This window comes from Pseudomonas sp. WS 5410, from assembly GCF_012985645.1.
Taxonomy (GTDB): Bacteria; Pseudomonadota; Gammaproteobacteria; order Pseudomonadales; family Pseudomonadaceae; genus Aquipseudomonas; species Aquipseudomonas shahriarae.
On the sequence record NZ_JAAQWS010000011.1, the window covers coordinates 1 to 13,432 of the forward strand.

Annotated in this window: 7 protein-coding genes; 3 read left to right on the top strand and 4 right to left on the bottom strand. The window is 61.7% G+C overall.

What is annotated here, in order from left to right; genetic code table 11:
* Positions 1 to 369 precede the first annotated feature (369 nt).
* From HBO24_RS16730 to HBO24_RS16745, 4 genes are all read right to left on the bottom strand, one after another.
* The gene (locus tag HBO24_RS16730; protein ID WP_032863166.1) at positions 370 to 1,110 is read right to left on the bottom strand and encodes a YciK family oxidoreductase; all 741 of its coding nucleotides are present in this window, start codon (positions 1,108 to 1,110) and stop codon (positions 370 to 372) included.
* A gap of 137 nt (positions 1,111 to 1,247) precedes the next feature.
* Positions 1,248 to 1,919 carry an N-acetylmuramic acid 6-phosphate phosphatase MupP gene (mupP, locus tag HBO24_RS16735; protein WP_057439225.1) on the bottom strand — a complete coding sequence of 224 codons (672 nt, stop codon included), beginning with the start codon at positions 1,917 to 1,919 and terminating at the stop codon, positions 1,248 to 1,250.
* Positions 1,920 to 1,923: 4 nt separating this feature from the next.
* A complete protein-coding gene (gene ubiG, locus HBO24_RS16740; protein WP_003172645.1) occupies positions 1,924 to 2,622 on the bottom strand; it encodes a bifunctional 2-polyprenyl-6-hydroxyphenol methylase/3-demethylubiquinol 3-O-methyltransferase UbiG in 699 nt (232 codons plus the stop codon).
* 63 nt (positions 2,623 to 2,685) lie between these two features.
* On the bottom strand, positions 2,686 to 4,017 hold the full coding sequence (locus HBO24_RS16745) for a TRZ/ATZ family hydrolase (RefSeq protein ID WP_170060019.1): 1,332 nt from the start codon (positions 4,015 to 4,017) through the stop codon (positions 2,686 to 2,688).
* Positions 4,018 to 4,126: 109 nt separating this feature from the next.
* Between HBO24_RS16745 and mtnA the strand changes: the two genes are divergently transcribed.
* From mtnA to gyrA, 3 genes are all read left to right on the top strand, one after another.
* Positions 4,127 to 5,203, top strand: coding sequence for an S-methyl-5-thioribose-1-phosphate isomerase (gene mtnA / locus HBO24_RS16750; RefSeq protein ID WP_057439224.1), 1,077 nt, complete (start codon positions 4,127 to 4,129; stop codon positions 5,201 to 5,203).
* A 149-nt stretch (positions 5,204 to 5,352) separates the two neighbouring features.
* Positions 5,353 to 10,284, top strand: coding sequence for a membrane-targeted effector domain-containing toxin (locus HBO24_RS16755; RefSeq protein ID WP_170060020.1), 4,932 nt, complete (start codon positions 5,353 to 5,355; stop codon positions 10,282 to 10,284).
* Positions 10,285 to 10,616: 332 nt separating this feature from the next.
* Positions 10,617 to 13,271 (top strand): DNA gyrase subunit A, encoded by a 2,655-nt coding sequence (gyrA, locus tag HBO24_RS16760; RefSeq protein WP_170060021.1) that lies wholly within the window; start codon positions 10,617 to 10,619, stop codon positions 13,269 to 13,271.
* Positions 13,272 to 13,432: the final 161 nt, after the last annotated feature.

The window sequence follows — 13,432 nt, forward strand, 5'->3', positions numbered from 1 at the left end:
AGGCGCCCCGTTAAACCACGCTGGCCGTCATCCGATATTGATTTGGGGGGTAACCCGGCAGGACGCCGGGTTAGCCGCGCTGGGCCATGGATGGCCCATCGCGGCGGCCTCCCAAATCAATGTCGGATGGCGGGCACACCGAGCCTAGGCGAGGTGCCGAGTGGTGGGGCAAGAGCCTTTTTGGTTACTTTTGGGGCTCTTTTCCAAAAGTGACCCGCTGTAAGAGCGGAACCAATAGCCGCCATGACCGCAGCAACGGATATGTACACAACCCCAGAAAAGAGTTGTGTAGATCCCTGTACCTAAGGCCATCGCGGGCAAGCCCGCTCCCACACAAGCCCCACAATGGCGTAATGTCATGTCCGAAGATTATTGCGCGTCGAACGCCTGCCCATTGATCCCCGAGCTGTCCGGGCCCATCAGGTACAGGTACACCGGCATGATCTCTTCCGGCAGCGGGTTGTTGGCCGGGTTTTCCCCAGGGTAAGCCTGGGCACGCATGCTGGTCCGGGTAGCGCCGGGGTTGATGCTGTTGGCGCGCACTGCCGCCACGGTGTCGAGTTCGTCGGCCAGGGTCTGCATCAGGCCTTCGGTGGCGAACTTCGACACGCCATAGGCGCCCCAGTAGGCCCGGCCCTTGCGCCCGACGCTGCTTGAGGTGAACACCACCGAAGCATCCTGGGACAGCTTGAGCAGGGGCAGCAGGGTGGCGGTCAGCATAAACATGGCGTTGACGTTGATATGCATGACGCGCATGAAGTTCTCGCCCGACAGTTGTTCGATCGGCGTGCGCGGACCAATGATCGAGGCGTTGTGCAGCAGCCCGTCGAGATGGCCGAATTCTTTTTCGATCATCGCCGCCAGCTCGTCGTATTGATGGGGCAGGGCGGTTTCCAGGTTGAACGGGATCACCACCGGCTGCGGGTGGCCGGCGGCTTCGATTTCATCGTAGACCTGGGCCAGGTTGGCCTCGGTCTTGCCCAGCAACAGCACGGTGGCACCGTGGGCGGCGTAGGTCTTGGCCGCCGCTGCACCAATCCCGCGGCCGGCGCCGGTGACCAGGATGACCCGGTCCTTGAGCAATTCTGGGCGTGCGGAGTAATCAAACATAATCGACCTCAACAAAAATTCAGTCTGAATGTGGGGCGGGCTTGCTCGCGATAGCGCAGTGTCAGTCAATAAAGCGGCAGCTGATTCACCGCTATCGCTGGCAAGCCAGCTCCCACATTGATCTCAGTGTTTCAGTGTCAGCAGCTGCAGAGTGCGCTATCGAGCACCTTGCGCAGCTCCAGCGGGTGATCGACCACAACGTCGGCGCCCCAGTTGCGGGCGTTGTCGTCGGGGTGGATATAACCATAGGTGACGGCGGCGGTACGGGTCCCGGCGTCGCGGCCCGATTCGATATCCCGTAGGTCGTCGCCTACGAACAGCACGCTGGCCGGGTCCAGGTCGAGCATCTTGCAGGCCAGGATCAGCGGCTCCGGGTCGGGTTTGCTGTTTTTTACGTGGTCCGGGCAGATCAGCAGCGCCGAGCGCTGGGCCAGGCCCAGTTGCTCCATGATCGGCTCGGCAAAGCGCAATGGCTTGTTGGTCACCACGCCCCAGATCAGCTTGGAGCGCTCGATGTCTTCCAGCAGTTCGGCCATGCCATCAAACAGCTTGCTATGGATCGCGCAGCCCTTGACGTAGCGTTCGAGGAACTCCAGGCGCAGCTCTTCAAAGCCTGGGGACTCCGGGTCCATGGAAAACGTCACGGCGACCATGGCCCGGGCGCCGCCGGAAATTTCATCGCGGATATGCTGGTCGTTGATCGGCGCAAGCCCGCGCTCGGTGCGCATGGCCTGGCAGATGGCGATAAAGTCCGGCGCGGTATCGAGCAGCGTACCGTCCATGTCGAAAAGAACCGCTTTCAACTTCACAGGCTTATTCCTCTCGCAGGGTCTGGATCATGTAGTTGACGTCGACGTCGCTGGCCAGCTTGTAGTGCTTGGTCAGGGGGTTGTAGGTCAGGCCGATGATGTCCTTGACGGTCAGCCCGGCCTGACGGCTCCAGGCACCCAGCTCGGAAGGACGGATAAACTTCTTGAAGTCATGGGTGCCGCGCGGCAGCAGCTTCATGATGTATTCGGCACCGATGATCGCGAACAGGTAGGCCTTCGGGTTGCGGTTGATGGTGGAGAAGAACACCTGGCCGCCGGGCTTGACCATTCGGAAGCAGGCACGGATCACCGACGATGGGTCGGGCACGTGCTCCAGCATCTCCAGGCAGGTCACCACGTCGAACTGCTCGGGCATTTCTTCGGCCAGGGCTTCGGCGGTGATCTGCCGGTATTCGACGCTCACGCCCGACTCCAGTTGATGCAGTTGGGCCACGGCCAGGGGCGCTTCGCCCATGTCGATACCCATCACCGTGGCACCGCGCTGGGCCATGGCTTCGCTGAGAATGCCGCCACCGCAGCCCACGTCGAGGACTTTCTTGCCGGCCAGGTTGACCCGCTCGTCGATCCAGTTGACCCGCAGCGGGTTGATGTCGTGCAGGGGCTTGAACTCGCTTTCGCGGTCCCACCAGCGATGGGCCAGGGCTTCGAATTTGGCGATTTCGGCGTGGTCGACGTTACTCATGGGTAGTCCTCTAAATCCGATAAAACGTTTTGCCTGGCCAGGAATTTCGATCCGGGGCCGGCGTTATTCGTGGTGTCCGCTGATGCGCCGGCCCCAGGCAATGGCCGTGGCGCTCAGCTGTTGTTCATCCATGCGCGTCAGTTGCCGGTCGTCGAGCAGTTGCTTGCCGCCGACCCAAAGGTGTTTCACACAATCGCGCCCAGTGGCATATATAAGCTGTGACACCGGATCGTAGATCGGTTGCTGGGCCAGGCCCGAGAGGTCGAAGGCCACGATATCTGCAGCCTTGCCCACTTCCAGCGAGCCGATTTCCGTTTCCAGGCCCATGGCCCGTGCGCCGTTGAGGGTGGCCATGCGCAGCGCGCGATGGGCATCCAGGGCGCTGGCCGAGCCGGCGACGGCCTTGGCCAGTAGCGCGGCGGTGCGGGTTTCGCCCAGCAGGTCGAGGTCATTGTTGCTTGCCGCGCCGTCGGTGCCTACTGCCACATTGACGCCGGCCTGCCACAGGCGTTCCACCGGGCAGAAGCCACTGGCCAGTTTCAGGTTGGATTCCGGGCAATGGATCACACTGCTGTTGCTTTCTACCAGCAACGCCAGGTCTTCTTCGCTGATTTGGGTCATATGAACGGCCTGCAAGCGTGGGCCGAGCAAGCCCAGGCGTGCAAGGCGGGCCAGGGGCCGCTCGCCGTACTGTTCGACGGACTGCTGCACTTCACCGGCGGTTTCGTGGACGTGCATATGAATCGCGGCGTCCAGTTCCTCGGCGATGACCCGGACTTTTTCCAGGTTTACATCGCTGACGGTGTAGGGCGCATGGGGGCCAAAGGCGATTTTGATCCGCGGGTGATGCTTGAGGTCGCCAAACAACTCCACGCCCTGGCGGATTGCCTCGTCGGCAGTGGCCGCGCCGGGGATCGGGAAGTCGAGGATCGGAATCGCAATCTGCGCACGCATGCCACTGTTATGCACGCGCTCGCTGGCGACCTTGGGGAAGAAGTACATGTCCGAGAAGCAACTGATGCCGCCTTTGATTTGCTCGGCAATTGCCAGGTCGGTGCCGTCGCGCACGAAGGCCTCGTCGACCCACTTGGCTTCGGCCGGCCAGATATGCTGTTGCAGCCAGGTCATCAGCGGCAGGTCGTCGGCCAGGCCGCGAAACAGGCTCATGGCCGCGTGGCCGTGGGCATTCACCAGGCCAGGGCTCAGTAGCACCCCCGGCAGCTCGCGCACTTCATGGGCCGCCAGCTTCAGCGCCTGGTCGCGCGGGCCGATAAACGCGATGCGCCCATCGCGAATGCCCAGGCCATGTGCCTTGAGCACCACGCCCGCAGGTTCGACCGGTACCAGCCAGCTTGGCAGCAGCAATAAGTCGAGCGGGGCGGCAGGTGGTGTCATAGCGAGCATCGTCCGGGGCGGTTATATAAAGAGGGCGAAGTATACCCGAGCGCCCTGGCGGGCGGATCGCTATAATCGGCGGCTTTTGTTGATGAGTACGGGGTGATGGATGCGCGATCGACTGTTGGCAGCAGAGAAAGTGAAGGCCATAGAGTGGCGTGATGGCGCACTGCACCTGCTCGATCAGCGTGCGCTGCCATCCCGGGAAAGCTGGGTGACATGCGCGACGGTCGACGAGGTGGCTGCAGCCATTCGCGCGATGGTGGTGCGCGGCGCGCCGGCGATCGGCATCAGTGCCGCCTACGGCCTGGTGCTCGCCGCCCGCGAGCGCATCGCCGAGGGCGGTGACTGGCAGGCGTCGTGGGAAGAAGACTACGCGCTGCTGGCCGACTCCAGGCCCACCGCGTCGAACCTGTTCTGGGCCCTCAAGCGCATGCGCGACCGCCTCGACCGCCTCAAGAACCACGCCGACCCATTGGCGGTGCTGGAGGCCGAAGCCATCGCGATCCATGAAAGTGACCGCGAAGCCAACCTGACCATGGCGCAACTGGGCGTCGAGTTGATCCGCAAGCACCAGGGCAATGCTCAGGCCATCCTGACCCATGGCAACGCGGGGGCATTGGCCACCGGCGGTGTGGGTACTGCGCTCGGGGTAATCCGTGCGGCGTTTCTGGAAGGCATGGTCGAGCAGGTTTATGCCAACGAAACTCGCCCCTGGCTGCAAGGCTCGCGGCTGACCGCCTGGGAATTGGCGGGCGAGGGTATCCCGGTCACGGTGAATGCCGACTCGGCCGGCGCACATATCCTCAAGACCAAGGGCGTGACCTGGGTGATTGTCGGCGCCGACTGCATCGCGGCCAATGGCGATGTGATCAGCAAGATCGGCACCTACCAGTTGGCGGTGTGTGCCATGCACCACGGCGTGCGCTTCATGGTGGTGGCATCCAGCTCTACCCTGGACTTGATGATGGCTACTGGCGATGACGTCGCCCTCGAAGAGCGGGATGCCGGCGAGTTGCTGGAAGTCGCCGGGCAGCGCTTTGCCGCCGATGTAGCGGCTTTTAACCCGGTATTTGACGTGACCCCGGCCGACTTGATTGACGTGATCGTGACTGAAAAAGGCATCGTCGAGCGCCCGGATACGGCCAAATTGGCAAAGTTGATGTGCCGCAAGCGTCTGCATTGAGGCGGTCAGTAGTACAAGTGTAAGGCCGTCTGGGCGAGGGGTTCTCGCAGGATGGTGATCAATGTCACGGCATTTCTGAGTGTGGGCGTCAGCGTCCGCGAGCATGACGATGTGGCCGTGGCCTATGATCACCTTCGGGGCACCTATTCATGTCTACCGTTACATCTGCTTCCATGCCTGACCCGCTCATTGACGACCGTGAGTTGATGGGCGTCCTTCCAGTGCCCAGCCGGGACTGGCATCTGCAACAGCTGCAAGCCGAGAGTGCATTCTGCGAACGCCTGGTGCGGCACCAGCCGTCGCTGGCGCGCATCAGTGGCGAAGCGTTCCAGCAGGCGCTTGATCGCCAATTTCCCGAGCTGGAAATCGACCCTGATACGGTGTGGCTGCTGGAGGAGCTGCCATCCGGTGTCACGCCGCGTTCGATGACCCAGGCGATGCAGGAGGCCCTGGTGTCAGGCGCGGCCCCGCTCGACTCATCCATAAACGGTTTTTCTGCGATCAACCCTGCAACGGGCCACCAGAGCCTGCTCGATATTGATCCTGAAACGTTCGTCGAGGTGCTCAATCAGCACCTTCAGGGGCTGTTCGAGCATTTCCGCCAGCACCTGGACTGGTTCTGGTACAACCCTGTTCGCCAAGGCAATGAGTTGACCTCGCGTGACACCTGGCTGCGTTATCGCCAGGGTGAACTGGCGGCAGAAGCGGCGTTACGCAGGGCCGATAACCTGGCGGATCCGACGGTTGGGCTCACGGCCGATGGCTGGGCCCTGGCGCGCAGCCTGCTTGCCGAGCAGTCCCAGCCTGCGAGCGACCCGCCCAAGGTGGCAATGTTTCGCCTGGTGCTTAGAGGCGCAGGCCAGGATATCAATCTGTCGGCTGCGTTTGTGTTGGCGTGGCGGGGAGGGCTGACCAAAAGTCGGCCGGTGCTGCTTTATACCCCGCAGCGCGGCCTGGAGGAGTTTGCCAGCGACTCTGCGATATTGGCCGCTCTCAGCTTGCGGCAGGCAATCGCGGGGGAGCGCGATGAAATCCTCGTAAACCTTGCGCAGCCTGAGCGCGAGCAAGTGCTTGCCTTGCGCCGGGAGCGGCGCGCGTATTGGGGGCTGGTGGGGATGCTCCCGGATGCCCGGGGTTCTCTGCTGGGGCAGGTCCTGGACGAGCAACTGGCCCAGCAACGGGTCAATGCGCGCGCCGCTTTTTTGCCCGTCCGGTCGGGGATTGATACCCGGGTTGCGCAGGTGCTGGCGCTGCCCACAGGCTTGCCGGGGGACCTGCTCCGGCGCCCGCTTCGCCCTGATACGTTGCCGGTGGTGCCCTCTGCTGGCATTGCCGTGGGCGACCAGCAACAGAACCTGATACGGCAGATAAACAAGCTAAACCGTTTGACGGGGCAATTGCTTGCGGGCGCGCCCGGGTTTGATGGGTTTTTCCAACAGCAGTTGAAAACACTGTTCCCCAGCTTCAGCGGGAAGATCAGCCCCTTGCAGATCTATTTCACCCGTTCTCGAACCGATGGGCAGCCATATGCGTCCCAGACGCTGGAATCGCTGCTCGATACGCTATGGGAGGGCGGTGGTACTGACGACTATGCGGACGGCGCGTTTTACGTAGAACCCAATACCCTGGATGAAGGTTACAGGCTGCAGCAGGTCGGCACGCCGAGCAGCCTGGTGATGACGCTGAAACAACAATTTGCCGGGCTGCTGGGCGAATTTTGGAGTACGGCTCAGCGCGACCAGGGCGCGCCCGTCGATTTGCTGACGCGGGTGCGCAAGCAAATACTGGCGACCGAATCGGCCTTGCGCACGATGGATGGCACTTTGACCTCGTCCCATCGGCAACTGATTGACGAGGTATTGAAATACCCCACTGCTGTCGCCCGCGAGCTGGCGTTTCCCCTTGCGCAACGCCCCCGAATCTACAGTCTGACCTTGACCGGCGGGGAGCGATTTGCCACGGCGTTTATGCTTAGCCCGGACAGTGTCAGCCCGCCCAGCGGGCCGCTGGTGTTGTGGACGGTTGCCCAGGGATTTGAGGCATTTTCGAGCCTGGGCAGCCTTAATGCCGAGGTGGGGCGGCGCCTTGACGAGGGTGCGCCCGAAGGTCTCCTGTTGGCCGGTAGCCTGCCAGCCGATGTGCGTGGCCAGCAAACCGGCCGTTGGACGGGGCGGCTTGCGCTCGTCCCGGAGGTAATAGAAGGCGATTTTGTCGCCCACGGGGTTGAAGCCTTGCTGAGCAAACAGCAGCGAGATCTGCGCCTGGTACTTGAGGCTGATAATCGCCTGCGCCCTGGAACGGTGGACAGAGTCATTGACCTGGCACCCCAGTTGGATACGGCGCCAGCTTTTGTAGTGCGTAACCTGTTGTTGGAAGAACAGGCCGCGCCGGGTTGGCAAAAGGCGTTGGCGGCAACGGATCGGGAGCGCTTGCAGGAGGCGGCGCTGGTCGCGCAGGAAAAAAACCAGGCTCTGGCAGCGTTGCTTGAGGGCCTCGAGTCGTTGCACGGATATGCCAGGCAGAAGCTCAGAGGCAGGCTGCGAGATTTTTTGGAGGCGCGTGGTTTGCCCGGTTCTGCGGTGGAGCAGATCGATCCGGACAAGATCATCGTCGTGCGCACCGAGGCTGTTCGGGTTACCTATGTGTCCCAGCCGGGCGTGACGCCGCCTGTTGAAAGCGTGTACGTCGAACGTATGGGCTTGACTGAGTTGACCCTCAAGAACCTCAAGCCGTGGGAAGGGAGCATCGCCTGGACGTCGAGGGTCAGTATCGAGGCGTCCCTGACGTATGCCGACGGGCGACGCGTGTTCGACGTGCGTGGCGAGGCGCTTAGGCTGTCGCGCGAGACGATTGAGCGCTGGGTAAAAGAAATCGATGCCGGTCATCATTATTGCGAGGATGTTCTAAAGAAAACATTCGCGCCGCCTGCCACCTCGGCGGAGGCCGAGCGGCTGGCACAGGCATGGATGGCGGGCCAGGCTGCCACGTTGGAGTATGCAGCCCAGTCGGCACGGCTCAATCCAGCCATCTATAAAACGGTATTAACGGCTGACCCTGCGAAAAAACGTGCGCAGCAATGGGTGGAGGCGGTGCTGGCGGCATGGGCGCCCGCTGCTCGGCCTCGGGTGGAGGGGGGGGCGGTCGTGGCAAATATCCTGATGTTAGGGGTGCCTGACGCCGAGCCTGAGCGCGGGGGGAGCCAGTGGGTGCAGGGGTTGGTCGTGATCTCGACCGCAGAAGATGCCGAGCGGGTGCTTTATGCACCCAATGCGCCCGACGGCCTGGACTTGCGGGAGTTGGCCGGAGATAGCGAGCTGATAGCATTGCTCGGCAGGCCGCAGTGGCGGGCCTATCTTCTGGAGCGACTGTGCGTAAAGTCCCAGCAAGTGATTGAAAGCCTGGTCTCGTCGGGTTTGAAATATCAGCTTTTCGCCGAGGGCCTGGCGACTTTTTTCCTCAGTGGCGTGAAGCCACTGGAGCGTCTGCCGCCCTTGAATGTGCAGTTGGTGCCTTGTCGATCGTCCCTGCTGCAAGCCCTGTACTACTTGCAGGTTTTTCGCTTGGTAGAGCTTGCGCAGCGCGGTGCCAATACGAATGCGCAAGTCAGTCGTCAATCGACCTTCAATAAGTTGATGTTTGGGGTAGAGGTGGCAGGGATGCTGCTGGATATGCTGCCCTGGGGGCTTCATTGGGGCTCTTCGATCCCACGGCTCTGGAGCCGGTTGGCGCACTCTGCGGTGGGTAATTTTCGGGCGCGCGGTCAGGCTATTCCGGGGCTGGTTCTGCGTGATGGGCCTGGTGGATGGCGTCTGAGTATGGATGCTGTAATTGAGGGGGGCGAGGTGCTCGGTGTCAGGCCCCTGGCGATCCGCAGTCCGTTTTTCAGCCCGCCGGCAGTGCCTGCGCGGTCCCTTCTACAGGCGTCGCGCCCGCCAACGCCAGCCTCGCTCATCCCCGAGGCGTGGAAGGCCAGTGCCGTGCCTCGCGACGAAGCGGTCGTGTTGCTCCGAGGTTTGGAACCTAATGCCAAGGGTATTTACCGCACCCAGGCGGGTGAGTATTTGATTCGCCCGGTGGATAGGCAGGGCAATGCAGTGGTATTGCGCATAAAAAGCGATTTCAAGCTCTATGGCGAAGGCGGTTTGACCGTACAGGTCATTGATGCCCAGCGGCGCACCGAGGTGGGTTTTCTGCGCTCCGGCAGGTCTGGGCACTGGCACTCGATCGGGGTCAGGGGCGCGGGGAAATCCGGCTCGAAACTCTCGATGGAATTGCCTGTGGAGGAGTATCTGACAACAGATCAATACAGATTCAACAGCCACGGTTTCCACGGTTTACCTGCTTCAACGGTCGATTACTATGACGCCTGGTTTGTTCGGGATCGTCGGCGATTCTTCGAGACGGTGCAGATACCTCCTCGGCCCGAGGCGCTTTCTCTGGGGGCGTCGGCCACGGTGGATGATCTGATTCGCGGGTGGCCGGAATCGGTGCAAGGTTTGGTGCTGGGGGAAAACCATGCGGAAAAAGCCAGTGTCACGTTTCTGACCGATAAGATGCAGGCGCTTTATGATCGCGGCTTTCGCACGCTGTACATCGAGGGTAGCCATGCCACCGGGTCGCCCATGCTATTGGTTTCGCCCGGTTCGGTGAGTGCGCGCAGCGTGGTGTCAAGGAGGGCCCAGGCCTGTGGCCTGAGGGTGCGTGGGCTGGATGATGACTATTTGACGCTGCGCAGGGATCGCTACACCGGCAGGCCTTCGATTGATATGTCGAGCCGGATTGAAGACATGAATTACTTCGCTGTTCGTCAGATTCAGGCTTATCACCCAGAAGACGGCGGCCGATGGATCGCGTGGGTTGGAGCAGCCCACATGAATACCACCGACGGCGTGCCGGGAATTGCCGAGCTTACCGGGGGGATTGGCGTGCGCATCAGCGACGCCAGCGCCGGGCAGCCCACGGTTCTCAGGGCGCCGGGCAGGCGCGGATGGTTTTCAGGGGCGGCTGCGCCGGATGTGGAAATTGAGTTGGATGTCACCCATTCTCCTGCGCGTCGGCCTGAAGGGCCTGGCAATTTATAGGCCTATTGGCGTTTGCGCGGCGAAATACAGCCAATTGCGGGCTCAATTGCGAGGCCGTTGGGTCTCTGAGCGCCTCTCGGCTCCATTCAGCCTGTCACTGGTCAACTAACTACACTCCATGCGCATCAGGGGGATAGGTGCGTGGCGGCGATTGTGATAACATTCGGCGGTTTCCAGGGTCGCCCCGAGGGGCTACCTATAACGTGCAGATCCGTGTCATAACTCGTTGATTTGTCGTAAGTCGTTGTCAGGCACTTTGTCGGCAGCGGCGAGCTTCGTTCGTCTCATATGGACGCGACGAGGTTTCACCCGAAAAAGGAATCAGGCTTCTCATGGGCGAACTGGCCAAAGAAATCCTCCCGGTCAATATCGAAGACGAGCTGAAACAGTCCTACCTCGACTACGCAATGAGCGTAATTGTCGGGCGGGCACTGCCTGATGCGCGCGATGGCTTGAAGCCCGTGCACCGGCGTGTGCTGTTCGCGATGAGCGAGCTGGGTAACGACTGGAACAAGCCGTACAAGAAATCTGCCCGTGTTGTCGGTGACGTGATCGGTAAGTATCACCCTCACGGCGACATTGCGGTGTACGACACCATCGTACGGATGGCCCAGCCATTCTCCCTGCGCTACCTGCTGGTAGACGGCCAGGGCAACTTCGGTTCGGTGGACGGCGACAACGCCGCAGCCATGCGATACACCGAAGTACGCATGACCAAGCTGGCGCACGAGCTGCTGGCCGACCTGCATAAAGAAACCGTGGACTGGGTGCCGAACTACGACGGCACCGAAATGATCCCGGCGGTCATGCCGACCCGTATTCCCAACCTGTTGGTCAACGGCTCCAGCGGTATCGCCGTGGGCATGGCCACCAACATCCCGCCACACAACCTCGGTGAAGTCATCGACGGTTGCCTGGCGCTTATCGACAACCCTGAGCTGACCGTCGATGAGCTGATGCAGTACATCCCCGGCCCGGACTTCCCGACCGCCGCAATCATCAACGGTCGCGCCGGCATCATCGAAGCCTATCGTACCGGTCGTGGCCGCATCTATATGCGCGCCCGTTCGATGATCGAAGACATCGACAAGGTCGGTGGCCGCCAGCAGATCGTCATCACCGAGCTGCCTTACCAGTTGAACAAGGCGCGTCTGATCGAGAAGATCGCCGAGCTGGTTAAAGAGAAGAAACTCGAAGGCATCACTGAACTGCGCGACGAGTCTGACAAAGACGGTATGCGCGTGGTGATCGAGCTGCGTCGTGGCGAAGTGCCTGAGGTGATCCTCAACAACCTCTACGCCCAGACCCAGCTGCAAAGCGTGTTTGGTATCAACGTCGTGGCCCTGATCGACGGTCGCCCGCGCATCCTGAACCTCAAGGATCTGCTGGAAGCCTTCGTCCGTCACCGTCGCGAAGTGGTTACTCGCCGTACCGTGTTCGAACTGCGCAAGGCCCGTGAACGTGGGCACATCCTGGAAGGCCAGGCGGTTGCGCTGTCGAACATCGACCCGGTCATCGCCCTGATCAAGGCTTCGCCGACGCCGTCGGAAGCCAAGGAAGCACTGATCAAGATGCCTTGGGAATCCAGCGCGGTAGTAGCGATGGTTGAACGTGCCGGTGCCGATTCGTGCCGTCCGGAGACCCTGGACCCGCAATACGGCCTGCGCGATGGCAAGTACTTCCTGTCGCCGGAACAGGCCCAGGCTATCCTGGAACTGCGCCTGCACCGCCTGACCGGCCTGGAGCATGAAAAGCTGCTGGCCGAGTACCAGGAAATCCTCAACCAGATCGGCGAGCTGATCCGCATCCTCAACAGCGCCGTGCGCCTGATGGAAGTGATCCGCGAAGAGCTGGAAGTGATCCGCGCCGAGTACGGCGACGTGCGCCGCACTGAAATCCTTGATGCGCGCCTCGACCTGACCCTGGGTGACATGATCCCGGAAGAAGAGCGCGTGGTGACCATTTCCCACGGTGGCTACGCCAAGACCCAGCCGTTGGCTGCATACCAGGCCCAGCGTCGTGGTGGTAAAGGCAAGTCGGCGACGGGCGTCAAGGATGAGGACTACATCGCTCACCTGCTGGTAGCCAACAGCCACACCACGCTGCTGCTGTTCTCCAGCAAGGGCAAGGTGTACTGGCTCAAGACCTACGAGATCCCGGAAGCGTCCCGCGCCGCCCGTGGTCGTCCGCTGGTCAACCTGTTGCCGCTGGACACTGATGAATACATCACCACCATGCTGCCGGTCGAGGAATACACCGAAGGTCACTTCATCTTCATGGCCACCGCCAAGGGCACTGTGAAGAAGACCCCGCTGGAATCCTTCAGCCGCCAGCGCAGCGTGGGCCTGATCGCCCTGGAGCTGGACGAAGGCGACGTACTGATTTCCGCAGCCATTACCGATGGCGAGCGTGAAGTCATGCTGTTCTCCGACGGCGGCAAGGTGACACGCTTCAAGGAATCCGACGTGCGTGCCATGGGCCGTACCGCTCGTGGTGTGCGCGGCATGCGTCTGCCGGAAGGGCAGAAGCTGATTTCCATGCTGATCCCGGAAGAAGGCAGCCAGATCCTCACCGCTTCGGCCCGTGGTTATGGCAAGCGTACCGCCATCGGCGAGTTCCCCGAGTACAAGCGTGGCGGCCAGGGTGTTATCGCCATGGTCAGCAACGATCGCAACGGCCGCCTGGTCGGCGCGGTCCAGGTGCTCGATGGCGAGGAAATCATGCTGATTTCCGACCAGGGCACCCTGGTACGTACCCGTGTTGATGAAGTGTCGAGCCTGGGCCGTAACACCCAGGGCGTGACCTTGATCAAGCTGGCCAGCGACGAGACCCTGGTGGGTCTGGAGCGTGTCCAGGAGCCATCGGAAGTCGAAGGCGAGGAGCTGGAAGGCGAGGAATTCGATGGCGAGGTGATCGCAGCCGGCGATGACAGCGTCGACGAGCCAACCCTCGATGCTGCCGCAGACGAAGAAGAACCGCAGGAATAAGCGGGCAACCAAGGGGGCGGATGAAGATTCGCCCCCTTGTTATTTGTCCCCTTTGAAAATTTGCAATACTGCGCATTCCCTTGTGGGAGCGGGCTTGCTCGCGAAGGCGGTGTATCAGTCAGCGCATGTGTGGCCTGACACGCCGCCTTCGCGAGCACGCC